The sequence below is a fragment of the Salmonella sp. 2018103 genome, assembly GCF_026247685.1.
GTDB lineage: Bacteria > Pseudomonadota > Gammaproteobacteria > Enterobacterales > Enterobacteriaceae > Salmonella > Salmonella enterica.
Map to the genome: position 1 here is coordinate 2,846,173 of NZ_CP111029.1, position 26,477 is coordinate 2,872,649.

A 26,477-nucleotide genomic window follows, 5' to 3' on the forward strand; every position below is an offset into this window, starting at 1 on the left:
CGGATTGTGAATCCTTCAATATTAACATAATCGGTTATGATGCAGGGTCTATTTCCCAGCCATGACGCATGGCGCTAAACAGGCCTGGCGGACATTGTCCCAGCGTCACGCGCGATGCCCGTTGCCAGGCAGCAAACGCGCTAATAGCCTGCCAGATTCCTTTTTGCAGACTAACGCCAGGGCGGATATCGTCCTCCAGATACAGCGAGATAACCTCAAGCACCCCCGTTTTACGGTGCATTTTGGCATCCATTCGCCCGACTAAACGGCCCTGGTATAATAGCGGCAGCACAAAATAACCGTACTGGCGCTTCGCCGCAGGCGTATAACATTCCAGCCGATAGTTAAATCCGAAAAGCTGCGCTGCCCGCTTGCGATCCCATACCACAGGATCGAAAGGCGACAGTACTGCGCTATGGGTCGCCTTTAAGGCGTTATTTAGCGCCGGTTCCAGCTGCGAAAGAAGATCGGCATGAAGCCACATCCGCCCCAACGTTTCCACCTCGACCGGAATAATCTGCTGCTGTTCCGCCCGGCTCTCCCGCCATCCCTTCAGGTCAGGACGTTTCAGGCGGTAGTAATCCGCCAGCCACTGTTCACGGAAAATCCCCAGACTGCGCGCGCTATTATCCAGCATCAGACTTTCCGCCTGCGGCTGTGACAGTCCATCGCGTTCATCATCCCAGTGCGGCATCACACGGGGCGTTAAATCATATACACGTTGAAAATTACGCCGCTCAACAACCATGACTTTTCCGGCGGTAAATAAACCCTCAAGGTGGCGTTTATGTGGTTTCCATTCCCACCAGCCGCTGACGCCTTTCCGCGCATGTTCAAAATCGGCAGAACGCACCGGACCGTGCTCCTGAATATGCCGCACTAGCTGTTCTATTTCTTCCGCGTGCTCATGCATCCATGCCGCGCGATATTTCCAGCCCATCTTTTCCGGCGACAGCATACGATGGCGGATAAGTTTAAAGTCGCGGCGTGGTAAGAAACAGGCCTCATGCGCCCAGTATTCCATTAACTCGCCGCGTCGCAGCGCCTCATCCAGCCAGGCCTGCGGGTACGAACCGAGACGGCTAAACAGCACCAGATAGGGGCTACGTGCGACAACATTGATGGTATCAATTTGCAGCAACGCCATGCGTGAGATGGCGGCAAGAACATCGCCAGGCATCGCGTTACGGCGCGGCTTTTTCAATAGCCCCTGCGCAGCAAGGTGAAGACACCGGGCCTGGGAAAGAGAAAGGTACGGCAATGACATTCATGGCTCCATAAATTCATCACTGCCGCTGCATTGGGGTACGCTAGCGAACCAGCGAGGTGATATGTTGAAGCAACTTATCAGGCTGCTCACCGGACAAACGCGCATCAACCGGTAAGAACCACCAGTTATCTTCGGCAAAAGCACGGCATTTCACCGCGTCTTTTTCCGTCATTACCAGGGTCTGCCCTTCACCGACCAACGCCTGAACGTCAGCAGGGGCGAGCGTTTGATGATCGGCCAGCGGGACACACTTTTGCGGATGCGCGCCACAGGCTTCCAGCGTCGCGAAAAATCGCGGCGGATGACCGATGCCCGCCATCGCCACAATATTGCTCAGTTGCGCCACATCGCAACGCGCTCCCGTACGTAAGTTCACCGCCAATCCAGGCGTTAGCTGCATGGGGATTTCGCCCGCCCGGGCGACGCCGCCATTCACGATAGCGGCATCCACGGTTTTCAGGCGACTGGCGCGTTCGCGCATAGGACCGGCAGGAAGCCACCAGCCGTTGCCAAAACGGCGCACGCCGTCAATCACCACAATTTCAATATCTCGCGCTAGTCGGTAATGCTGCAACCCATCGTCGGTGATAATAATCTGCACATTATGCGCCGCCAGAATCGCTTTCACCGCCGCGGCGCGTTCAGGCGCCACCGCGACAGGCGCGCCGGTCCGTTGATAAATCAATACCGGTTCATCTCCCGCTTCTGCGGTTGTCGTCTCCGGCGTCAGGAGCAGCGGATAAGCGGCAGCTTTGCCGCCGTAGCCGCGGGAAACGACCCCCACGCGCACGCCACGCTGTTGCAGCTTTTCCACCAGCCAAATGACTACGGGTGTTTTACCGTTACCGCCAGCCGTAAGATTCCCTACCACAACCACCGGTACCGGCGCTCGCCAGGCGCGTTTAAAACCAAGCTTATAGCTCAGACGAATCGCCCCGCTCACCAGGCCATACAGCCAGGAGAGCGGCAGCAGTAACCGCCATAGCGGGGATTCACCAGACCAGATACGCGCTATCATTGGCCAAATTGCATCTTATGTAGCTGGGCGTAAACGCCGTGTTGTGCCAGCAGCTCGCTATGAGTGCCGCGCTCAACGATAATGCCGTCTTCGACCACAACGATCTCATCCGCCTGTTCGATGGTGGAGAGACGATGCGCAATCACCAGAGAGGTACGGTTTTTCTGCAGCTCATCCAACGCTGCCTGAATCGCACGTTCAGATTCGGTATCCAGCGCGGACGTAGCTTCATCAAGGATCAAAATCGGGCTGTCGCGCAGTAAGGCGCGGGCAATCGCGATACGCTGGCGTTGACCGCCGGAAAGCAGTACGCCGTTTTCGCCGATGATGGTATCCAGGCCATTATCCATCTTGTTGATAAAGTCCATGGCATAGGCCATGCGCGCCGCCTCTTCAATCTGCTCGCGGCTATATTCTTCCGTCCGGGCATAAGCAATGTTATTGGCGACCGTGTCGTTAAACAGATGCACGTTTTGCGAAACCAGCGCCACCTGATTACGTAGAGAGGCCAGAGTGTATTCGCGTAGATCGTGACCATCCATGAGGATGTGTCCTTCATCAATATCGTAGAAACGGGTGATCAGACTGGCGATAGTTGATTTACCCGATCCGGAACGCCCCACCAGCGCCACGGTTTTCCCGGCAGGAATTTTCAAATTGATGTTACGCAATGCCGGCACTTCACGGCCCGGGTAAGTAAACGTCACATTGCGGAATTCGAGATCGCCGGTCGCGCGGTCAATGACACGTTTACCTTCATCTTTCTCCTGTTCGCTGTCCAGAATCGCAAACAACGTCTGACAAGCCGCCATCCCACGCTGGAACTGCGCGTTAACGTTTGTCAGCGATTTTAATGGACGCATCAGCGCGATCATGGAGGAGAACACCACGGTGATGGTCCCAGCCGTCAGGCTATCCATTACACTTGGGAAGCTCGCAGCATAGAGAACAAACGCCAGCGCCAGCGAGGCAATGAGCTGAATGATAGGATCGGAAATTGACGAGGCAGAGACCATTTTCATGCCTTGCAGTCGCATCTTATTGCTGACTTTATCAAAGCGTTTAGTTTCGACTTCCTGACCGCCGAAAATCAGTACCTCTTTGTGTCCTTTCAGCATTTGTTCAGCGCTGGTAGTCACTTGTCCCATCGTGTTCTGCATATTTTTACTGATGCTGCGGAACCGCTTTGAGACAACGCGAATCGCAATCGACACAATCGGCGCTAAAACAACCAGGATGATCGACAGCTGCCAGCTGTAATAGAACATCATGATAAACAATCCGATGATCGATGCCCCTTCACGCACCACGGTAATCAGCGCGCCAGATGAAGAAGAGGCAACCTGTTCTGAATCGTATGTAATACGCGACAGCAGCGTACCGGTAGACTGTTTATCAAAGAAGGCGACGGGCATTCCCATCATATGGCCAAACAGGCGACGGCGCATGGTCATTACCACCTTGCCTGACACCCATGAAATACAGTAGCTGGAGATATAGCTAGTGATGCCTCGTAATATCATCAGCCCAATAACCACCAGCGGCATCCACAGCAACACTGAGCGATCCGTTTTACCGAAACCATCATCCAGTAATGGCTTGAGGAGCGATAGCATGAAGGTATCGCTGGCTGCGTTGAGAATTAACGCTATGCCCGCCACGATCAGACCTGCTTTAAAAGGCGCTATGGTTGGCCACAGTCGGCGGAAGGTCTGCCACGTAGAGAGATCTTTATCGTTATGCATTCAAAAAACCAGCATTTGTTGAAATAGCCGCATATTCTACCCGTTATCCTCGGACACGCCAAACCACTGATGATACCAGCGAGGTAAAATTTGATCCCGCAAGCCTTGTATGCGCCAGCCCTGCGGAGAAAACCGCAGCGAAATTTGCCCCTGGTGGGGTGTATCAAACCACTGATACGCCTGTTGTCGGTAGCGCTGTTTTACCTTGCGGGACGGCAGCCGCCATGCGTTATAGCGCGATGCGGACGCCAGCGCCGCTTCACCATGTACGCGCTGAATAAATGGTAGCGACGACGACGTATTACTACCATGATGTGGCACCTGGATAAACGTCGCCGCAAGATGTCGCCAGTAACGACTTAGCATTTTTTGTTCAGCGCCCGCTTCAATATCGCCCGTGAGCAGGATGCTATGTACACCGTCATCCACTTTGACCACACAGGAGCGGTTATTTCCTCGATCGGCACTTTCGCGTAACGGCCAGTGCGCCTGAAACGTTAGCCCCTGCCATTGCCACTGCTCGCCGCGAAAACAGGGCAAATGTCCCTGCCAGCCTAACGGGCTGCGAATCCACATTGACGGCCAGACCTGCTGTAGCGAACGCAGCCCGCCCCGATGATCCAGATGCTCATGACTCAAAATAACGCCCTCCGGCGTCAGATTATGCCAGCGCAACCAGGGAATAATAACCTGTTGCCCGCTGTCGCCCTCCGGCCATGCCCGACCGGTATCGTAGAGTATTACTTTATCGCCCCTGACGATCGCTATCGCCAGCCCCTGACCGACATCCAGCATATGCACCTGCCATCCGCTGGCGTTTATCGGTCGCCAGAGTGGCCAGCTCATCAACAATAACCCGCATAAACAGACCGCCGGCCAGGTACGCCAGACGTTTAATCGCCACGCGATAAGCATTAGCCAGGGCAAAAACGTCAGCCACTGCCAACGGTTATCAATATTCACCCAGCCCTGCGGTAAAGCATTCAACAGGTAAAATAGCGCGGCTAACGCGCGATCGGTCAGGTACCATACCCACTCTTCAAGAAAAAACGGCCCGGTTAAATGCAGAATCATTCCCGCCAGGATGAGTGGAACCGTCACAAATGTGACCCAGGGTACGGCAAAAAGATTCGCCAGCATTGCGGTAACGCTTATGCCATGAAAAAGCGCCACCTGGAGAGGCAAAAGCAGAAGTGTAATGCCTGCCTGTAGATGAAGCAGGTTAAGCAACCAGCGTAAGCCCCGTGGAAAATTTCCGTTTGGCGCAGGAAACCACTGATACCAGAATAACAGGCCGGCAACCGCAAATGCTGACAGCCAAAGACTTTGTGATATAACCGCCACAGGGTCGGCGAAAATAATCGCGGCCAGACAGCAGCACCAGACTTGCCAGCCGCTCCACTGTCGTCCGCTTAATTTTAATCCTCCCCAGACGCTCAGTGCCGCCACCGTGCGCAGCGCAGGCGGTTGTAAACCGGTAAGCCAGGCATAACATATCGCGCAAAGAATGCCGCCCAGCAATGGCGTCTGCCAACGAATCCATCTGGCCGGCAAAAAGAATTGTCCGCCACGGATTAATCCGGCAGCCAATAACGCGGCAAAAGCGATATGCAGGCCGGAAATCGCCATCAAATGGGCAGTCCCCGTATCGCGCATAACGGCCTTCACCTCCTGCGACACTTCTCCCCGCTCCCCCATTCCCAACGCCAGAATAACCTGTTGCCACGGATAAGGCGCAAGCGTAGCGCGAAGCGAAGCAAGATAGCGCCCACGCAAACTACACTCAGGGTTAATCGCTTTAGCCTGTAGAAAACGCCCGGTCAATGGTTGGTGCTGCGCCAGCGCGTAACGTTGGCTATCAAAACCGCCTTCGTTAAGCTGTCCGTGTACCGCTCTGACCTTCAGCGTCATCGCCCACTGTTGCCCGGCACACACTTCCGTGGGTAAGTACTGGCCATGCAGGACAATCCCTACAGCAGGAAAGAGCGGCTTTCCGCGCAAATGGGTGATTCGCCCATAATGAGTGGTCATATGATCGGTGGCAGTAATGACGACTGTCGCCTCCTGCGTCGCGGCGGGCAGGACGTTTCCCGCCCAGATGGCCTGCCTGGCGGCAAATATCCCCCACATGAAAAAGAGCAAAGTTAATGCCGCGTAGCGCGCATAGTGATGAGGTATGAGGCAAAGCAAACATGCCAGACAAAACAGCACCGCCAGAATCCACGTGTCAGGTAATACTGGCAATATCATGAGCGGAAGTATGCCGCATACTACGCATACGCTGACCGTCGTTATCTTCATAGACACCTCCCTGTGCGGGAAAGTGTGCAGGTTCAGGACGCCATTGTCCGGGGGAGATTTTGTGCTATACGGCGCGGATTCCAGGTTTTTTACCTGATAAATGTAAGACGCAGCAAAAAATGCGAAACGTTTTCCAGTTTTTGGTCGAATAGCGTTTGCGCCTGACGGCGTATTGACTAGTCCTGATATAGGTTGACAGTTTTTTGTCTGTAAAACGCCTGATGAACATCATCGGGCGTTTTGTATTTCAGGTCCAGGTGTGGCCGTTCATGGTTATAAATTGCCACGGACTCTTTTACTATTTCCCGCGCTTGCGCCAGGTCTGCAGGACGCGAGAGTAAAAACTCATTTTTCAGTATCCCGTTTATTCTCTCAGCCAGCGCATTCTGGTAGCAGTCGTAACCATCGGTCATTGAACAGGTTATTCCGTTTCGCTCATGAACTGACTGATAAAGTACCGAACAGTATTGCAGTCCTCTGTCAGAGTGATGTACCAGCGGACCTGTCGTTTTTCTCCGTCTCAGAGCCTGCCTGAATGCCTTTACCACATTTTCTGTCTGCAGGTTTTCCCCGACATGGTAACCCACGATTTTTCTGGAGCAGGCATCGGTGACCAGACTCAGATAGGCCGTGCCGCTGCGTAGTGGAAGGTAAGTAATATCGGCGACCCAGACCTGCTCTGGCTCAAGGGCGGTAACCTGTTCAGGGCCGGGTTTCAGCAGATTAGGATGCCGGTAAAAGCGATGATGGCTGTTGGTGGTTTTGTGATATGCCCGTTTCACGGGTACCAGGAGCCGGTATTCACCCAGCAGATTAAACAGACGGTCCCGTCCGATATTCAGCGTTTTATCGGCCTGCATGTTCAGCATATAGTGCAGTTTACGCGTACCGATTCGCGGCTGACGGCACCGGGTACGGGCAACAAAATCAAGAACCTGAGCATGATGCTCCTGCCGTTTATTACATCTTGTATTGTACTGGTACCACGCCTGTCTGCTGTGCCCCAGGAACTGACATGCACGCGTAACTGTTATTTTGGGGGCCTGACTTTGCGTGAGGACTTGCCGGGCCGCTTTTTTACAACACTTACCCCGTAATCATTTTTCAGGACGTTGATAACGGACTCAAAAAACTCAGCTTTCTGGTTTGCCAGCTCAAGCTGCTCTTCAAGTTCCCTGATTCTTTGCTCGGGTGTCAGCGGGATAGTTGTCTGAGCCACAGGCAGTTTCCTCTTCACCAGGTCAGGAAGTCCGGGTCTCCAGTCAAGCCGGCCATATTTACGCAGCCAGACAAGTACGGTGGAGCGCCCCTGAATGCCATATCGCTGCTGGGCCTGTTTATAGGTCATCTCGCCTTTTTCGACCTGCTCAACGACGGCTATTTTAAAGGATAGAGGATAATCGCGTTGGGTGCGTTTGAACTCAGTCATCATCACGTTCTCCGGATTTAAGTCTGGAACGTGTCAACGCTATTCAGGACGGGTCATATAAATGAAAAAAGCACCCTGAAGGTGCTTTTTTCGGGTTCAAGTTTTGCGTTAAAACTTAACCGTAAATATTGGCGCGATCGCGCAGTTCTTTACCCGGTTTAAAGTGAGGAACGTATTTTCCTTCCAGTTCCACTTTATCGCCGGTCTTGGGGTTACGTCCGGTACGAGGCGCGCGGTAATGCAAAGAAAAACTGCCGAAACCGCGGATTTCAATACGCTCGCCCTGCGCAAGAGTCGAGGCCATATGCTCCAGCATCTCTTTTACCGCGTCTTCAACCGCCTTAGCGGGAATGTGAGATTGCTGGGTTGCAAGTCTTTCAATCAATTCTGACTTGGTCATGATTCCTCCGGTTCCTTAAAGGCAAATTGGCTGCAGCCGTGAGATTGATTAAGGGCGGCCGTAGCCGCCCTTAGTGCTTGATTACAGGCCGAAACCTGCAATCTGTCAAGTAATCTCGTTATACTTCGGACTAAAAGGCCCGAAGTTTCAGAGGATTACTCGCCTTTAGCTGCTTTGAATGCTTCAGCCATTGCGTTGTTAGAGAAGTTTGCATCTTCCTGTTTGTTAACAGTTGCGATGGCATCTTTCTCGTCAGCTTCGTCTTTCGCACGAACAGACAGGCTGATTGCGCGGTTTTTACGATCAACGCCGGTGAATTTAGCTTCAACGTCGTCGCCAACGCTCAGAACCAGAGTCGCATCTTCAACGCGGTCACGGGATGCTTCAGAAGCACGCAGGTAACCTTCAACGCCGTCAGCCAGTTCTACGGTTGCGCCTTTCGCGTCAACTGCAGTGACTTTACCGGTTACGATAGCGCCTTTCTTGTTCAGAGCAACCCAGTTGTTGAACGGATCTTCTGCGAGCTGTTTAACGCCCAGGGAGATACGTTCACGTTCTGCGTCAACCTGCAGAACAACTGCAGCGATTTCGTCGCCTTTTTTGTATTCACGAACTGCTTCTTCGCCTGCAACGTTCCAGGAGATGTCAGACAGGTGAACCAGGCCGTCGATGCCGCCGTCCAGGCCGATGAAGATACCGAAGTCAGTGATAGACTTGATTTTACCTTCAACGCGGTCGCCCTTGTTGTGGGTTTCTGCGAACTGCTGCCACGGGTTAGATTTGCACTGCTTCAGACCCAAGGAGATACGACGACGTTCTTCGTCGATATCCAGAACCATCACTTCCACTACGTCGCCAACGTTAACCACTTTGGACGGGTGGATGTTTTTGTTGGTCCAGTCCATTTCGGAAACGTGAACCAGGCCTTCAACGCCTTCTTCGATTTCAACGAAGCAGCCGTAGTCGGTCAGGTTGGTCACGCGACCGGTCAGTTTGGTACCTTCCGGATAACGTTTAGCGATAGCTACCCACGGATCTTCGCCCAGCTGTTTCAGGCCCAGGGATACACGGGTACGCTCGCGGTCGAATTTCAGCACTTTCACGTTGATTTCGTCGCCAACGTTCACGATTTCGCTCGGATGCTTAACGCGTTTCCAGGCCATATCAGTGATGTGCAGCAGGCCGTCAACGCCGCCCAGATCAACGAATGCACCGTAGTCAGTGAGGTTCTTAACGATACCTTTAACTTCCATGCCTTCCTGCAGGTTTTCCAGCAGCTGATCGCGTTCTGCGCTGTTTTCGGATTCGATAACGGCACGACGAGAAACCACAACGTTGTTACGTTTCTGGTCCAGCTTGATTACTTTGAATTCAAGCTCTTTGCCTTCCAGGTGCAGAGTGTCACGCACCGGACGAACGTCTACCAGAGAACCCGGCAGGAACGCGCGAATACCGTTCAGCTCAACAGTGAAGCCACCCTTAACTTTGCCGTTGATAACACCGGTAACAGTTTCAGCATCTTCGTAAGCTTTTTCCAGCGTGATCCATGCTTCGTGACGTTTAGCTTTCTCACGAGAGAGCAGAGTTTCACCGAAGCCGTCTTCTACTGCATCCAGAGCAACGTCAACTTCGTCACCAACCTGGATTTCCAGTTCGCCCTGGGCGTTTTTGAACTGCTCAGCCGGAATGGCAGACTCAGATTTCAGACCGGCGTCAACCAGTACTACGTCTTTGTCGATAGCAACAACAACACCACGAACGATGGAACCCGGGCGGGTTTCGATTTCTTTTAAGGATTCTTCAAAGAGTTGAGCAAAAGATTCAGTCATGTTTAATCTTCAGGTTTCATATTTAACGTCCACCTGGCTCCGTGCCGGATGGGGTTGTTTAACATACCCGCTGTCAATCCTTTGCAACGGGGGTACTACAAATTCGGTCGCATTTAAGCGAGAGCCAATTTTTGGCGCGCATATTGTAACGCTTTTTCAATCACTTGCTCAATGCTTAATCGGGTAGAATCCAAAACTAATGCATCAGCAGCAGGAACTAACGGCGCTACAGCGCGATTACGATCGCGATCGTCGCGTTCCTTTATCTCGGCCAAAAGGCGTTCAAAGTTAACACTAAAGCCATTCTCCTGCAACTGTAGCATACGTCGATGCGCACGTTCCTCCGAGGAGGCGTCAAGGAAAATTTTTACCGGCGCATCCGGGAAGACCACGGTCCCCATATCGCGTCCATCGGCGATTAAACCAGGCGCTTCGCGGAATGCACGTTGGCGGCGAAGAAGCGCTTCACGCACGCGTGGGAATGCCGCCACCTGGGATGCCGCGTTCGCGACTTCCTGCGTACGAATTTCGCCGCTAACGTCCTCTCCTTCCAGGATAACTTCCAGGTTGCCGTCCGTTGAGACGAAACGCACGTCCAGATGGGACGCCAGCGGCACCAGCGCATCTTCAGAGGCGAGATCGACATGGTGATGCAATGCCGCCAGCGCCAGTACGCGGTATATCGCGCCGGAATCCAGCAGATGCCATTGCAATGCTTCCGCCATTGCTTTGCACAAGGTGCCTTTACCTGCACCGCTTGGGCCATCAATGGTTATTACCGGGGCAATTGCCGTCATCTTTATCTCCTTAAACAGGCGTACCGTTAACGTAAACGCCGCGCATTATACGCGCCAACGCTCGCGACCGTTAACGTTGCGTGCAAAAACCAGTTTTGTCTGTAATCAGATGCGGAATAATTGCGCAATTATAGCGGGCCGGCGAGAAACCAGCCCGAAAGATGACAATGATTTACTTTTTATCTTCGGCAATTCTGTCGCGCATATGCTGCGCGCGATCGGCTGAAGCCGGGTGGGAGTCCATCAATGATTTTGCATGACCTGCGTCCATTGTGGCGAATTTATCGAATGCCGTGACTAAGCCCTGGGTGTTAATCCCACGTTTTTTCAGCAGATCGTAAGAGAAATCATCCGCATCCGACTCCTGACTGCGAGAAAACGCCGAATTAATGACGCCTTCCGCCAGATCGCCCAATTGAGACTGGGAAAGCTGCGCTGCTACACCGCTGGTGGCGGAAATCGCATCGCGAGCCGCCAGCGTGGCATAGGCGGTCTGCATTGCCTTGCGGGAGTGCCCTAAAGAGACATGGCCCAGTTCATGGCCCAGTACGCCTTCAATTTCATTATCGGTCATCAGATCCATCAGGCCGGAGTATACGCGAACGCAACCGTTCGCCATCGCCCATGCGTTGATATCGCTGGTCATATAGACTTTATAGCTAACCGGCGTACCGTCAATGTTGTTACCCAGCGCTTTGGCGATTTTGCTCAGACGTTTGGTGTATTTGCTTTTCGAACCTGCCAGTTGATTCTCGCTGTCCATTTGTTTACAGGCATTATTAGATAATGCCTTAACATCCGCATCGGACAGTGTGGCGGCTTTGTAGGCTGACATGCCGGAACTGGCGATTAAATTGCCATTCACGCCATTTTTACATCCTGCCAGTAGCGTAGCGGAAATCGCCACCGCCAGTAATAATGATTTATTTTTCATACTAATCTTCCGTTGATAACTATTATAAAAAACACATAAATCAATGTGTTAAATCATCAACAAATTAGCATTAGTCATAATTGTAAAAATAGTGCGAATGCGGACCTCGATGCGCCAGCCTGTCGACTGGCGCAACAGAAGGATTAGGCAGGCGTACTCATCCGCGCCAGTTGTTCGAAATAATCAGGGAACGTTTTTGCGGTACATTTAGGGTCCAGGATCGTGACTGGCGTATCGGACAGTGCGACCAGTGAGAAACACATCGCCATACGGTGGTCGTTGTACGTGCCAATATCCGCGTGTTGGAGCTTCGCCGGCGGCGTGATACGAATATAGTCGTGCCCTTCTTCGACTTCAGCGCCCACTTTACGTAGCTCGGTCGCCATCGCGAACAGGCGATCGGTTTCTTTCACTCGCCAGTTATAAATATTGCGCAACGTCGTGGTTCCTTTCGCAAACAGCGCCGTGGTGGCAATCGTCATCGCCGCATCCGGAATATGGTTCATATCCATATCTATGGCGTGCAATTCGCCGCGCGTGCAGGCAATAAAATCATCGCCCCAGGTAATGGTCGCGCCCATTTTCTCCAGCACATCGGCAAAACGAATATCGCCCTGCATACTTTTGCGGCCAATCCCGGTCACTTTTACCGTGCCGCCTTTTATCGCCCCGGCGGCGAGAAAATAGGACGCTGACGAGGCATCGCCCTCGACCAGATAGCGACCCGGAGAGTGATACTGTTGACCGCCCTTCACGACAAATTGTTGGTAGTGATGGTTCGCTATCTCCACGCCAAAGGTTTTCATTAAATTTAGCGTGATATCGATGTAAGGTTTTGATACCAGTTCGCCTTTAACGCGAATAGTTGTGTCTTCAGGCGCCAGCGGCGCCGTCATCAGCAGAGCGGTCAGGAACTGGCTGGAAACGCTACCATCAACCTCAATCTCGCCGCCGGTAAAACCGCCGCGCAGACGCAGGGGCGGATAGTTTTCCTGCTCCAGGTAATCAATATTCGCCCCGCCCTGACGCAGCGAATCAACCAGATGGCCTATCGGACGCTCTTTCATACGCGGTTCGCCGGTTAACACTATCTCATTTTGCCCCAGACATAGCGCTGCCGCTAACGGACGCATAGCGGTTCCGGCATTACCGAGAAACAGTTCCAGAGCGCCTGGCGCACGTAATGCGCCGCCATTACCCGTGATATCACAGCGGGTGCGATCGGCAGAAAGGGTGTAATTGATCCCCAACGCGCTCAGGGCATTGAGCATATGGCGGACGTCATCGCTATCCAGCAGATTCGTCAGAACGGTTTTACCACAAGCTAAAGCCGCCAGGAGCAAAGCACGGTTTGAAACACTTTTGGAGCCAGGTAAATTAATGGCGCCATCGACCCGCGCGATGGGTTGTAACGTCAGGGATTCCATGAAACTCAACTCTCAAAAAACAGAAATAAAAACCCCACAGACTGGCCGTGGGGATGAAAAAAGAAACGTATTAGCCGTGGCGACGCTCAAAATCGATCATGAAATCGGTCAGCGCTTTCACCCCTTCAATCGGCATGGCGTTATAGATAGAGGCGCGCATACCGCCAACAACACGGTGCCCTTTTAAGGCGTGCAGACCGGCGGCGAAAGACTCTTCCAGAAAGACCTTGTCCAGCGCATTGTCCGCTAACTGGAACGGAACGTTCATCCGCGAACGGTTGGCCTGTGCGACATCGTTACGGTAGAAATCGCTGTTATCAATCACACCGTACAGCAACTCCGCTTTTTGCTGATTGATTTTGTGCATCGCCGCCACGCCGCCCTGCGCTTTCAACCATTTGAACACCAGGCCGGAAAGATACCAGGCGAAAGTCGGCGGCGTATTAAACATCGAGTCGTTATCATTCAGGACGGTGTAGTCGAGGATGGACGGGCAACTCTCATGCGCCTTGCCTAACAAATCCTCCCGGACGATAACCAGCGTCAGTCCTGCCGGACCGATATTCTTCTGCGCGCCAGCATAAATTACGCCATAGCGAGAGACGTCCAGCGGCGCAGACAGGATGGTAGAAGAAAAGTCCGCCGTGACGATCACCTCTGGGCCAAAATCAGGCGTTTCATCAATGGCGATGCCGTCAATGGTCTCATTCGGGCAATAGTGTAAATAAGCGGCGTTATCGGAAAGCTGCCACTCGCGCATCGGTTTTACGGCACGTTTGCCGTCCACGGTGATTTTGGCGTCGATAATCTGCGGCGCACAGTATTTTTTGGCTTCTTTGATGGCGCTCGCCGCCCAGTAACCAGCATCGACATAATCCGCCGTGGTTTTATCGCCCAGCAGATTGAGCGGCACGCCAGCAAACTGCCCGCGACCGCCGCCGTGACAAAATAAAACTTTATAGTTGGAGGGGATATTAAGGAGATCGCGAAAATCCTGCTCCGCTTCTTCAGCGACCTGGATAAACTCTTTGCCTCGATGGCTAATTTCCATTACCGACGTACCAAGACCGTGCCAGTCACGCAGTTCCTGTTGCGCCAGTTTAAGTACTTCCGCCGGTAGCATCGCCGGACCTGAACTAAAATTAAAGACCTGAGCCATTTCCCCTCACCACGCTGCATTGTTTCCTGCCTGACAGACATCAGGCAAACGTTATTCATGTGAATATCGGTTTTATCATTCAGTGACACGCGCCGCAATGGGTAAAACAATGCGAGGAGAAAATGCGGCATGCGTCACACAACAGAATCTTCCGGATTAACCGTATAAATCCGATATTTTCGCTGTTAAACAACGCGTTTAGCCCGGCTTGCCTTCGTCCATTCTGGATTTGCGCAGCGCGGACATAATTGCTTTTCCCCGACGTTCATGCGTATCACTTCACTGCAACGTACGCAGGCATAGTCGCCAGCCTCCGGCGCCACGATAAAGCGTGGCGTACAGTGCTCAGGAAGAATGCTTAACCCCGGCTTAACGTCTTTATTTTCAAAGAAATAGACGCTGATTTGTCCGTTTGTCTCCAGGATGGCCAGTCTGACCTGCCCCAGTTGCTCAACGCCATTCAAGCGAAGCTCCATAAAAAACTCAAACTCCGTCATGTTCGAGCGCTGCAGTTTTTCCCACGCCAGTTCGCCGTCTTCAACAATGACTACCGACTTGCCTTCCAGCAGATCTTCCAACTTTTCACTATGCGCCATCAGCCACATGACCAGGCGATAGAGCAGCGCCAGGGTGATGAATACCACCAGAACAGGGAGCATCGGAACGTCATCATAAAACGCGACGTCGCCTGCCGCCGACCCCAATGTCAAAATGATCAGCACTTCAAAAAGCGACATTTGCCGTACGCCGCGTCGTCCTGTCACTTTTAAGAAAAGAAACACCAGAACAAAGGTGTAAAAGCTACGTAGCGCCACTTCCCCCAAAAACGCTACCGGCACGTTATCCAGCGCCATTCGTTGCAAATCAAATGCTTTCATTTTTTATGCTCTTCCTGTGAATTCCAGTGTAAAAGCATAGCCAATACTTTTATTTCCGCCGACGTCCCGGCGAGATAGCGCCCGTCACATAAAACCCGTATCATTGCGCGCTTTCCGTACGACAAAAGTGATTTTCATGACGCAAACATTTATTCCCGGCAAAGACGCCGCGCTGGAAGACTCCATCGCCCGCTTCCAGCAAAAGTTACTCGACCTCGGCTTTCACATCGAAGAGGCCTCCTGGCTGAACCCGGTGCCAAACGTCTGGTCAGTGCATATTCGCGATAAAGAGTGCGCGTTATGCTTTACCAACGGAAAAGGCGCGACCAAAAAAGCGGCGCTGGCCTCGGCGCTGGGCGAATACTTCGAGCGTCTGTCAACCAACTACTTTTTTGCTGATTTCTGGCTTGGCGAAACGGTTGCCAACGGGCCATTCGTGCATTATCCGAATGAAAAGTGGTTCCCGCTGACTGAAAATGACGACGTACCGGAAGGCTTGCTTGATGCCCGTCTGCGCGCGTTTTACGATCCGGAAAATGAACTCACCGGAAGCCAGTTAATTGATCTTCAGTCCGGCAATGAAGAACGCGGCGTCTGCGGCCTGCCATTTACCCGTCAGTCCGATAACCAGACCGTGTATATTCCGATGAATATTATCGGCAACCTGTATGTCTCTAACGGAATGTCCGCCGGCAATACGCGTAATGAAGCCCGCGTTCAGGGACTGTCGGAAGTCTTCGAGCGCTATGTGAAAAATCGCATCATTGCGGAAAGTATCAGTCTGCCGGAGATTCCCGCAGAGGTGATGGCGCGTTATCCGGCGGTAATGGAGTCAATCGCCACGCTGGAAGCCGAGGGTTTCCCGATTTTCGCCTATGACGGCTCGCTGGGCGGTAAGTATCCGGTTATCTGCGTCGTGCTGTTCAACCCGGCTAACGGTACCTGCTTTGCTTCTTTTGGCGCCCATCCTGACTTTGGCGTTGCGTTGGAACGTACAGTGACCGAACTACTCCAGGGACGCGGTCTGAAAGATCTTGATGTCTTCACCCCGCCAACGTTCGATGATGAAGAAGTCGCGGAGCACACTAATCTGGAGACCCACTTCATCGACTCCAGCGGCCTGATTTCCTGGGATCTGTTCAAACAGGACGCCGATTACCCGTTCACGGACTGGAGTTTTTCCGGCACTACCGAAGAAGAATTCGCCACGCTGATGGCCATCTTTGCTGCTGAAGATAAAGAAGTTTACATTGCCGATTACGAGCATCTCGGCGTATACGCCTGTCGTATTATCGTACCGGGAATGTCTGATATTTATCCTGCCGAAGATCTGTGGCTGGCCAACAACAATATGGGTAGCCATCTTCGTGAGACTCTGCTTTCGCTGCCCGGTAGCGCCTGGAATAAAGAAGACTATCTCAATCTGATTGAACAATTGGATGAAGAAGGTTTTGACGATTTCACCCGCGTGCGTGAACTGTTGGGTCTGGCGACCGGAGCGGACAATGGTTGGTATACACTGCGCGTCGGCGAATTAAAAGCAATGCTAGCGTTAGCGGGCGGCGATTTGGAGCAGGCGCTAATCTGGACAGAATGGACGATGGAGTTCAATTCGTCGGTCTTTAGTCCGGCACGCGCAAACTATTACCGTTGCCTGCAAACGCTGCTGCTCCTGTCGCAAGAGGATGCGCGTCAGCCGCTGCAATATCTCAATGCTTTTATAAAAATGTATGGCGCGGAGGCTGTAGAAGCCGCCAGCGCTGCGCTTAGCGGTGAAGCGGCTTTTTACGGGCTACCGGCTGTCGACCACGATCTACAAGCGTTCCCGGCGCATCAGTCCTTGTTAAAAGCGTATGATAAATTACAGCGTGCGAAAGCGGCATACTGGTCAAAATAAGGCCATATGAGTGACTTAGGGTAGGTTTACCCTCTCGGCTGCGTTATATTACGGGGCGCCTTTGCGGCCCCGTTTTATTTATTTTCGCTAAACGGCGAAAAATGTAATAACAAGGTTAAATATTGGTTGTTGATATTAAATTAATTGACATAGTGATGTTACTTTATTTGTTGATTACTCCATATTAATTAACCGTGCAGCAGGAGGAGTCAGGAAAAAATTCAACTCTATTTATAATTTTTAAAATTTATTTTTATTAGGATAATCAAAAAGTTACATCGTAATTGCATAAAAGCCATGCGACTTACGGGCCTATAAGCCAGGCGAGATATGATCTATATCAAATTCTCATCTATAATGCTTTGTTAGTATCTCGTCGCCGACTTAATAAAGAGAGAGTTAGTGTGAAAGCTGACAACCCTTTTGACCTTTTACTCCCTGCAGCAATGGCCAAAGTGGCTGAAGAAGCAGGCGTCTATAAAGCAACGAAACATCCGCTTAAGACTTTCTATCTGGCGATTACCGCCGGCGTATTCATTTCAATTGCCTTTGTTTTTTATATTACTGCGACAACCGGTACTGGCGCGATGCCTTATGGCATGGCGAAACTTATCGGGGGTATCTGTTTCTCTTTGGGACTGATTCTCTGTGTTATTTGCGGCGCTGATCTTTTCACCTCTACTGTTCTGATCGTTGTAGCTAAAGCTAGCGGTCGCATCACCTGGGGGCAACTGGCTAAAAACTGGTTAAACGTCTATTTTGGTAACCTGATTGGCGCTCTGCTTTTCGTGTTACTGATGTGGCTTTCCGGCGAGTATATGACTGCCAACGGTCAATGGGGACTTAACGTCCTGCAAACCGCCGACCACAAAATGCACCACACTTTTATTGAAGCTGTCTGCCTCGGTATTCTGGCGAACCTGATGGTTTGTCTGGCCGTGTGGATGAGCTATTCAGGTCGTAGCCTGATGGATAAAGCGTTCATCATGGTACTGCCCGTCGCCATGTTTGTCGCCAGCGGTTTTGAGCACAGTATCGCAAACATGTTTATGATTCCTATGGGTATTGTAATACGCGATTTCGCTACACCGGAGTTTTGGACCGCAGTCGGTTCGTCTCCGGAAAGTTTTTCTCACCTGACCGTGATGAGCTTCATCACTGATAACCTGATTCCGGTCACGATCGGTAATATTATCGGCGGCGGTTTGTTGGTCGGGTTGACATACTGGGTCATTTACCTGCGTGGTAACGAGCATCATTAATCTGTTGATGCCCATTACACGCAGTAAATAAAAAATCCACTTAAGAAGGTAGGTGTTACATGTCCGAGCTTAATGAAAAGTTAGCCACAGCCTGGGAAGGTTTTACCAAAGGTGACTGGCAGAATGAAGTAAACGTCCGTGACTTCATTCAGAAAAACTACACTCCGTATGAGGGTGACGAGTCCTTCCTGGCTGGCGCTACTGACGCGACCACCAAGCTGTGGGACAGCGTAATGGAAGGCGTTAAACAGGAAAACCGCACTCACGCGCCTGTTGACTTTGACACCTCCGTTGCTTCCACCATCACTTCTCACGACGCTGGCTACATCAACAAAGCGCTTGAGAAAATTGTTGGTCTGCAGACTGAAGCTCCGCTGAAGCGTGCGATTATCCCGTTCGGCGGTATCAAAATGGTTGAAGGTTCCTGCAAAGCGTACAATCGCGAGCTGGACCCAATGCTCAAAAAAATCTTCACCGAATACCGTAAGACCCACAACCAGGGCGTATTCGACGTTTATACTCCGGACATCCTGCGTTGCCGTAAATCTGGCGTTCTGACCGGTCTGCCGGATGCGTATGGCCGTGGCCGTATCATCGGTGACTACCGTCGCGTAGCGCTGTACGGTATCGACTACCTGATGAAAGACAAATTCGCGCAGTTTACGTCTCTGCAATCCGATCTGGAAAACGGCGTAAATCTGGAAGCGACTATCCGTCTGCGTGAAGAAATCGCTGAACAGCACCGCGCTCTGGGTCAGATCAAAGAAATGGCAGCTAAATACGGCTGCGATATCTCTGGCCCGGCGACTAACGCTCAGGAAGCAATCCAGTGGACTTACTTCGGTTACCTGGCTGCGGTTAAATCTCAGAACGGCGCAGCAATGTCCTTCGGTCGTGTATCCACCTTCCTGGATGCGTACATCGAACGTGACCTGAAAGCAGGCAAAATCACCGAGCAAGACGCACAGGAAATGATTGACCACCTGGTCATGAAACTGCGTATGGTTCGCTTCCTGCGTACTCCGGAATATGATGAACTGTTCTCCGGCGACCCGATTTGGGCAACCGAATCTATCGGTGGTATGGGCGTTGACGGCCGTACTCTGGTCACCAAAAACAGCTTCCGCTTCCTGAACACCCTGTACACCATGGGGCCGTCTCCGGAGCCGAACATCACCGTTCTGTGGTCTGAAAAACTGCCGCTGAACTTCAAGAAATTCGCCGCTAAAGTCTCCATCGACACCTCTTCTCTGCAGTACGAGAACGATGACCTGATGCGTCCGGACTTCAACAACGATGACTACGCTATCGCATGCTGCGTAAGCCCGATGATCGTTGGTAAACAAATGCAGTTCTTCGGTGCGCGTGCAAACCTGGCGAAAACCATGCTGTATGCAATCAACGGCGGCGTTGATGAAAAACTGAAAATGCAGGTTGGTCCGAAATCCGAACCGATCAAAGGCGATGTTCTGAACTTCGACGAAGTGATGGATCGCATGGATCACTTCATGGACTGGCTGGCTAAACAGTATGTCACCGCGCTGAACGTTATCCACTACATGCACGACAAGTACAGCTACGAAGCCTCTCTGATGGCGCTGCACGACCGTGACGTTATCCGCACCATGGCGTGTGGTATCGCAGGTCTGTCCGTTGCGGCTGACTCCCTGTCTGCCATCAAATATGCGAAAGTTAAACCGATTCGTGACGAAGATGGTCTGGCTATCGACTTCGAAATCGAAGGCGAATACCCGCAGTTTGGTAACAACGACGCTCGTGTAGATGACATGGCGGTTGACCTGGTAGAACGTTTCATGAAGAAAATTCAGAAACTGACCACCTACCGTGGCGCTATCCCGACGCAGTCTGTTCTGACCATCACTTCTAACGTTGTGTATGGTAAGAAAACTGGTAACACCCCGGATGGTCGTCGTGCTGGCGCGCCGTTCGGACCAGGGGCTAACCCGATGCACGGTCGTGACCAGAAAGGCGCTGTCGCTTCTCTGACCTCCGTTGCTAAACTGCCGTTTGCTTACGCGAAAGATGGTATTTCTTATACCTTCTCTATCGTTCCGAACGCACTGGGTAAAGACGACGAAGTTCGTAAGACTAACCTGGCAGGTCTGATGGATGGTTACTTCCACCACGAAGCGTCCATCGAAGGCGGTCAGCACCTGAACGTCAACGTCATGAACCGTGAAATGCTGCTGGACGCGATGGAACATCCGGAAAAATATCCGCAGCTGACCATCCGTGTATCTGGTTACGCAGTACGTTTTAACTCCCTGACGAAAGAACAGCAGCAGGACGTTATTACTCGTACCTTCACGCAGACCATGTAATGGGTTTGACTGAAATTACGCTATAAAAAGCGTACAAAAAAGGCTCCATGTCAGTGGGGCCTTTTTAATTTTTATAAAAGCATATTTCGACAACCAGAATTTTTACTTATAAATAAAGTGTTATTATGTGATCTATATATTCTTCTCAGAATAGCATCAATTTCTCTTTTATTATTTTGATAATCATCATAATCCTTATTTAATACATCAGAAAACAGCATGGTGTTAGCTTCTGTAAAATCACATGACAATGACGGCATATATCCATGTAGCAGATAGATAAGTGTTGGATGAAACATATCAAACAGGACTTCTCCCTCTAATTCCCAGTAACCTATTTTACAAAATTGGGTAGAAATCTCAAAAGACCCCATTTGAAGACAGCGTAGTTTATCCATCTCATCCTCAGTAAGCGTACCATTCCATTCAACACATGCCATTTTTCGATCTTCTCCAGATCGCATAAGCTTATAAACTTCATCCTTAATTTCATCATCTTCATTAACTTCCTGCCTAAGTTTAAAAGCAAAGTTTTCTAATAATTCTGGATAGCAAGCAATTTTTTCTCCATACTTAATACATACTTTAAAAAACAACTCTTCTTCATCTTCTTCCATCACTTTAAAAATACAGTTTTCTGAAACATTGAGGATACGATGCAAATTACATTTATCAATAACCTTGCCATCAATCTCAAATGAAACTTGTGTCTGACTCATATCAAAACGCATAACAAAGCGGTCTTGTTGAGATGGATTAGCATATTGTTTTAATTGTGCAAAGGCATATATCTTCTCCATGCCGACTGTATCAACATTAAGTTCAGCTTGATTTTCACGTTCACATCCATGGATGAGTGTATATAATACCTCCAGCACCTCTCTTTTTTTGTGTGTTCTGAAGCAGTCCTTAAATCTATCCCATACCCCCATGTATAGCGCTTCTTCTTTGTCAGAACTCATCAAACGGGCTAGCCGTGAATGATTAATTTCATAGTTATGACGATTACCAAAACTTAACGTAACTGGCATAATAACTCCCTTGATTATTTACCGCGAAAGAAAAATCCAATCCGTTGCTCTCATTTTTTTGATTAAAGCCACACTCTATTTAAGAGATTGAATCAGCCTGGGTTTAGAAATGGCATCAGATTTACACCTGATTGCGCGTTGAATGCGACGCCAGGCACTGGACGGGCATAACGTTCTTTGGACACATCTGAATTATGTTGAGAATTATTTTCGTTCTGACCACAACAAAACGGCGCCAACCATTCGAAAAAAGAGGCGGATCATAAACAGCAAAACCAGGGCGCTATGAATGATACACTTACAGTATGTATTGCGGTTGAGGCGTTACGAGCTGATGAATGAGCCAGAATTTCTGGCGGTGCGAGTTATGCAGCATAGATTTGCCGTATATTTTATACTGAATAGAGGTAAAATAGCTCCATTGCAGCACATTCTGGAACAGCCACACATTCTGTAGTCCAAAATTTACGCTCGCAGTACCGCTTTTTTACAGGATGCAACCCCCTTACCAGGGTGCTCAACATGCCCGGAATGTGTCCATAAACCCCATGTTATTTAGAGCTAGCCGAAGCGATATGAGTAACTTAACCGATTGTATTACAAATGAAAGTGTTGCAGTAACTGCTGATAAAAAGCCGGTTATTGGTCGCATTCACTCCTTTGAGTCCTGTGGCACCGTTGATGGCCCAGGCATCCGCTTTATTACCTTTTTCCAGGGCTGCCTGATGCGCTGCCTGTATTGCCATAACCGCGACACATGGGATACGCATGGCGGTAAAGAAATCACCGTTGAAGACTTAATGAAAGAGGTGGTGACCTATCGGCATTTTATGAATGCTTCTGGCGGCGGCGTGACGGCATCCGGCGGCGAGGCCATTTTGCAGGCAGAATTTGTACGCGACTGGTTTCGCGCCTGTAAAAAAGAAGGTATCCACACCTGTCTCGACACCAACGGCTTTGTGCGCCGTTATGACCCAGTGATTGATGAACTGCTGGACGTTACCGATCTGGTGATGCTCGATCTCAAGCAGATGAATGATGAGATCCACCAGAATCTGGTCGGTGTCTCTAATCACCGGACGCTGGAATTCGCTCAGTATTTATCAAAGAAAAATGTGAAGGTCTGGATCCGTTACGTTGTCGTTCCCGGCTGGTCTGACGACGATGATTCCGCGCATCGCCTGGGTGAGTTTACCCGCGATATGGGGAATGTCGAAAAAATCGAACTGCTGCCCTATCATGAGCTGGGCAAACATAAATGGGTGGCAATGGGCGAAGAATATAAACTGGATGGCGTGAAGCCGCCTAAAAAAGAGACCATGGAGCGTGTGAAGGGCATTCTTGAGCAGTATGGTCATAAAGTGATGTATTAATCGCCTGCTATCTTATCCGCTTTTAAACGGCTACCCGTGAGGGTAGCCGTTTTGCTGTCTGGATAACGCTCTTACCGCTAAAATATCCGACTCCACCGTCAGACAGGCCTGGTTAACAATATTGCGCTTACCAGGTATTAAATACAGAGTCGCTTATCTGCTGCTGGGTTGAAGGTCTGACAACTATTGCTGACCCGGTGCCTGTTAATACCATGGTCTCCGCCTGGAACCCAGGCACCTGTGACCTTAAAAGGCGCTCGCCTGACAGGAGCGCCGTGGAAAAGAGCGTCGTTATGTGTTTCTACGCGCCAGCAGTGGGAAAATTAATCCCAACCCGACCAGGACAAAAGGCGTCACGATGTTCAACGTCAGCTGGAATGTCCACTCCGGTGTGAACGCCTCCATTTTGGGGAAAATACCGGTAAGGCAGGCAAACGCGGTGAAGGCAAAACACCATATTCCCACAGTTAACGCCAACGCCCGGTTGCGAATAAACACATATTCGGGTTTGTACTTTTGCGCCAGTCGAATGACAGCAATAAAGGCGACAAATACCCACAGATAGCGCAGCGGCATAACAACTGAGTTGAGATTAAGCAGCCATTTGTACAGGTTGTTCATATCGCCGATGCCAAGCGTTGGCAACATAATCAAGATAGCGACCAACACCAATGTCAGCAAATAACCGTTAACTGGCGTACCTGAAGCGTTAGTACGACATAAGCGCTGCGGGATATATTTACTGTCTGCATCACCCAGCAATACTTTTAGTGGCGCATCAATAGAAAACACCAGCGCGGCGATTTGCCCCAGAGTATTGGCAATGGCATAAATCACCATTAATGAATTACCCATATGGTAATACTCACCCAATTTCTGGAATGCATAATATTGCCCATTGGTCATTAAATCGTCAGGTATATGCCGGGAATCAAACATCATTCCCATCGCCAACGAACCGAGGATAGCGCAGACCGCAACCATGACGGCTAAAAAGAGCATCCCCTTCGGAAATTCTTTTCCTGGATTCCGCGTCTGGTTAACGTAAGGCGAGATCTTCTCTGCCCCACCAACCGCAAAGACCAACATAGAGATGGTGGTGATATAGGTAAAATCGATATGAGGAATAAATGACTGCCAGGTGATGTTAGTGGTCGCAATTTCAACGTTTGTAATTGCTGGCGCGGTCACTGCCATCACAACATATAAAATTGACATGATAAACATGGCAATTCCGGCCACAGATCCAACAACCTTTAGCGATTTCATCCCCCGGGAAGCAACCCACATAAAGAAAACAAACAATGCCAGCGTCAGCCCCTGCAAGGCAACGACGGTATATTCTTTTATCAACGAGCCGTCGCCTTTTAAAGCCCATCCCAATGCAATGAGTATCGCCTGCGGCTTTTGCGCCAGGTAGGGAATATGCACGACCCAATACGTCCATGCCGCAAGGTAAGCCAACCCCGGCCCCATCGTATGCTTAATCCAGGTACTGACGCCCCCTTTTCCCTCTTTGAAGGTTGAGCCCAGTTGCCCCACGATTAAGGCATAAGGAATAAAATAGAGCGCAAAAATAAACACCCAGGAGAAGACAACCACTAACCCCTGGTTAGCATAGTTATTGACAACATTGCCGAATCCCCAAACGGTAATAAACGACATCAGGGCGATGTTGTACCATCGCAACTGTTTTTCCTGCACATTCGGCATAACGTGATCCTTCGTGAACACAATGCTATTACTATAAATGAAGCGGGGAATTATGCGCGGTAAAGACGAAGAGAGAAAATAGAGGAGCGCAAAATTATAACCTTCGGCACATTTTATTTTTCAGTAAAGCAAGAAAATTATGCAGGTCAATTATTTTACGTAAAACATAAACAAAGAGTATGCAAGACTCACGTCCTGCATACGATTCAGAGAACAGTTAGATGTGGGCGACAGGATTAGGCGTCTGGCCGGCGTTACGTAACAGCATCAGCAGATAAATAAACGATACGCTGGCGATCATAATAAACAGCAGATTATCTGAATAATTCTGCATTAACATCGCAGCAAAAGACGGCCCCAACAGGCTCCCTACTGTATAACTTAACAACAGCGCCTGGTTCATTGCCACAAGCTGGTGATGTTCGACTTTTTCACAGGCCCAGGCCATTGCGACGGGATAAAGCGTAAAACCCGCCGCCCCCAGAATAAACAGAGCTGGCGCCATCGCCGCCTGGGTTAACATGGCAATACTACCGAGTATGACAACGAATACCTGTACGCGTAATACCAGCAAGCGACCAAATTTGTCCGCCAGACGTCCCATTGGCCATTGCCCCAAAATACCGGCGCTCACCAGTACCGCCATCCAGAAACCGATGCTGGCGTTAGCCATCCCCTGATGCTTCAGATATAACGGCATCAGACCATATAATGAACCAAGAACAATGCCGGAAATAATACAACCATTCACGCCAAGACGCGCCTGGCGTAGCTTCAGCATGGCGCTAATAGAAGAGGAATGACGTGCCTGTGTTTGCTGATTTACAATCCGGGTAAAGAGTAGCGGCAGAATTCCCGCCAGAATCATTCCGGTCACCCAGGGAAGGACGTGCAGCAATTCACCAGACACTTTACTGACCAATAATTGTCCAAGGAAGGTCCCCATGTAATAGACCATCATATAGGCAGCCAGCAGGCGCCCGCGATTATGCGAGGTTCCGCTGCACATCAACGCGCTTTCGACAACCACCCAAATCATAGCGCAGCCGATACCGGCAATAAAACGCCAGCTCATCCAGCTCCAGAACCCCACCATCACCCCCAACCCGACACAACCCGCGGCGAAGATCAGCGAGGCAAGATAATAGCTACGGTTAAACCCAATGCGTTTAATTAAATACCCGGTAAATAACGTCCCGACCAGATTGCCGGTAAAATAAGACGAGCTGACCATCCCCACCTGCCAGGTAGGAAGGTTTGCCTGAGCAAGCCACAGCGGCACAAGCGTATTCAGTACCGCAATGGCCAGGGTCAACAAAAGTAGCCCGCACAGCAAAAGCATAACGGGACGGGTATAGGTGGACATGAATAAAAACCGTGAGGAAGTTCAAATTTCATGCGCATCATGCCATCGCCAAAAACATTGTCAATCGGCTCCGCATGGGCGATCCGCAAGTTTTGAGACTATCGATTTGATTTACTTATTCTGTACGTGAATATATTGAAAGGCTAAAAATTCATCCCTTTGTTTTTATTGATCTAACCCGCAAAATCGGCGTTTTGTTCAGTCGAAAAATTTCATGGTTCCTTTAGCTTCGTTTTCTTCTCTATGGATTTATATGCGCCTTCTCCACCCCGGTTATATTCCTTAGATTGATGGCGGCTAAAGGCG

General features: G+C 50.5%; 19 protein-coding genes and 1 pseudogene. 5 read left to right on the forward strand and 15 right to left on the reverse strand.

The genetic code is table 11. The features are described 5' to 3' along the window. Positions 1–34: 34 nt before the first annotated feature. From OLG56_RS13915 to OLG56_RS13970, 12 genes are all read right to left on the reverse strand, one after another. Complete coding sequence (locus tag OLG56_RS13915; protein WP_023212156.1) at positions 35–1,267, reverse strand: winged helix-turn-helix domain-containing protein; 1,233 nt, start codon at positions 1,265–1,267, stop codon at positions 35–37. Positions 1,268–1,310: 43 nt separating this feature from the next. Further along, positions 1,311–2,288: a tetraacyldisaccharide 4'-kinase gene (gene lpxK / locus OLG56_RS13920; RefSeq protein ID WP_001528775.1), complete on the reverse strand. Its 978-nt coding sequence runs from the start codon at positions 2,286–2,288 to the stop codon at positions 1,311–1,313. Further along, on the reverse strand, positions 2,285–4,033 hold the full coding sequence (gene msbA, locus OLG56_RS13925; RefSeq protein ID WP_000551246.1) for a lipid A ABC transporter ATP-binding protein/permease MsbA: 1,749 nt from the start codon (positions 4,031–4,033) through the stop codon (positions 2,285–2,287). The genes lpxK and msbA overlap by 4 nt, the downstream gene beginning before the upstream one ends. 36 nt (positions 4,034–4,069) lie before the next feature. After that, entirely contained in the window at positions 4,070–6,334 is a 2,265-nt protein-coding gene (locus OLG56_RS13930) for a ComEC family protein (RefSeq protein ID WP_061377403.1), read from the reverse strand. A gap of 176 nt (positions 6,335–6,510) precedes the next feature. After that, a protein-coding gene (locus OLG56_RS13935; RefSeq protein WP_094300981.1) for an IS3-like element ISSen1 family transposase occupies positions 6,511–7,766 on the reverse strand; the annotation gives its coding sequence in 2 pieces (ribosomal slippage) (positions 6,511–7,415 and positions 7,415–7,766; 1,257 coding nt in all). A gap of 112 nt (positions 7,767–7,878) precedes the next feature. Continuing rightward, complete coding sequence (ihfB, locus tag OLG56_RS13940) at positions 7,879–8,163, reverse strand: integration host factor subunit beta (protein WP_000167332.1); 285 nt, start codon at positions 8,161–8,163, stop codon at positions 7,879–7,881. Positions 8,164–8,318: 155 nt separating this feature from the next. Next, on the reverse strand, positions 8,319–9,992 hold the full coding sequence (gene rpsA, locus OLG56_RS13945; protein ID WP_000140324.1) for a 30S ribosomal protein S1: 1,674 nt from the start codon (positions 9,990–9,992) through the stop codon (positions 8,319–8,321). A 113-nt stretch (positions 9,993–10,105) separates the two neighbouring features. Next, positions 10,106–10,789, reverse strand: a complete 684-nt coding sequence (gene cmk / locus OLG56_RS13950; RefSeq protein WP_000125007.1) for a (d)CMP kinase — start codon at positions 10,787–10,789, stop codon at positions 10,106–10,108. Positions 10,790–10,961: 172 nt separating this feature from the next. Next, positions 10,962–11,723: a metalloprotease LoiP gene (gene loiP, locus OLG56_RS13955; protein WP_000792301.1), complete on the reverse strand. Its 762-nt coding sequence runs from the start codon at positions 11,721–11,723 to the stop codon at positions 10,962–10,964. Between the two features lie 143 nt (positions 11,724–11,866). Continuing rightward, entirely contained in the window at positions 11,867–13,150 is a 1,284-nt protein-coding gene (gene aroA, locus OLG56_RS13960) for a 3-phosphoshikimate 1-carboxyvinyltransferase (RefSeq protein ID WP_023251631.1), read from the reverse strand. A gap of 70 nt (positions 13,151–13,220) precedes the next feature. Continuing rightward, on the reverse strand, positions 13,221–14,309 hold the full coding sequence (gene serC, locus OLG56_RS13965; RefSeq protein ID WP_000079585.1) for a 3-phosphoserine/phosphohydroxythreonine transaminase: 1,089 nt from the start codon (positions 14,307–14,309) through the stop codon (positions 13,221–13,223). Between the two features lie 185 nt (positions 14,310–14,494). After that, on the reverse strand, positions 14,495–15,187 hold the full coding sequence (locus tag OLG56_RS13970; protein ID WP_000642868.1) for a DUF421 domain-containing protein: 693 nt from the start codon (positions 15,185–15,187) through the stop codon (positions 14,495–14,497). A 136-nt stretch (positions 15,188–15,323) separates the two neighbouring features. On the opposite strand from OLG56_RS13970, the gene ycaO reads away from it, so the two are divergent. The 3 genes from ycaO (at position 15,324) to pflB (ending at position 20,688) form a co-directional block, all read left to right on the forward strand. Then, a complete protein-coding gene (gene ycaO / locus OLG56_RS13975; RefSeq protein WP_001530487.1) occupies positions 15,324–17,084 on the forward strand; it encodes a 30S ribosomal protein S12 methylthiotransferase accessory factor YcaO in 1,761 nt (586 codons plus the stop codon). Between the two features lie 404 nt (positions 17,085–17,488). Beyond that, positions 17,489–18,346: a formate transporter FocA gene (gene focA, locus OLG56_RS13980; RefSeq protein ID WP_000642539.1), complete on the forward strand. Its 858-nt coding sequence runs from the start codon at positions 17,489–17,491 to the stop codon at positions 18,344–18,346. A gap of 59 nt (positions 18,347–18,405) precedes the next feature. Next, positions 18,406–20,688 (forward strand): formate C-acetyltransferase, encoded by a 2,283-nt coding sequence (pflB, locus tag OLG56_RS13985; RefSeq protein WP_001292803.1) that lies wholly within the window; start codon positions 18,406–18,408, stop codon positions 20,686–20,688. 71 nt (positions 20,689–20,759) lie between these two features. Here pflB and sopD2 read toward each other — a convergent pair whose 3' ends face one another. Beyond that, positions 20,760–21,719: a type III secretion system effector SopD2 gene (sopD2, locus tag OLG56_RS13990; RefSeq protein WP_001145566.1), complete on the reverse strand. Its 960-nt coding sequence runs from the start codon at positions 21,717–21,719 to the stop codon at positions 20,760–20,762. 131 nt (positions 21,720–21,850) lie between these two features. Between sopD2 and OLG56_RS13995 the strand changes: the two are divergent. After that, positions 21,851–22,176: pseudogene (locus tag OLG56_RS13995) on the forward strand (cytoplasmic protein). Between the two features lie 118 nt (positions 22,177–22,294). After that, the gene (gene pflA, locus OLG56_RS14000; RefSeq protein ID WP_000067928.1) at positions 22,295–23,092 is read left to right on the forward strand and encodes a pyruvate formate lyase 1-activating protein; all 798 of its coding nucleotides are present in this window, start codon (positions 22,295–22,297) and stop codon (positions 23,090–23,092) included. A 291-nt stretch (positions 23,093–23,383) separates the two neighbouring features. On the opposite strand, the gene OLG56_RS14005 is transcribed toward pflA, so the two are convergent. Continuing rightward, positions 23,384–24,805, reverse strand: coding sequence for an APC family permease (locus tag OLG56_RS14005; RefSeq protein WP_001134264.1), 1,422 nt, complete (start codon positions 24,803–24,805; stop codon positions 23,384–23,386). A 217-nt stretch (positions 24,806–25,022) separates the two neighbouring features. Then, positions 25,023–26,171: an MFS transporter gene (locus tag OLG56_RS14010; RefSeq protein WP_000109271.1), complete on the reverse strand. Its 1,149-nt coding sequence runs from the start codon at positions 26,169–26,171 to the stop codon at positions 25,023–25,025. Positions 26,172–26,477 lie beyond the last annotated feature (306 nt).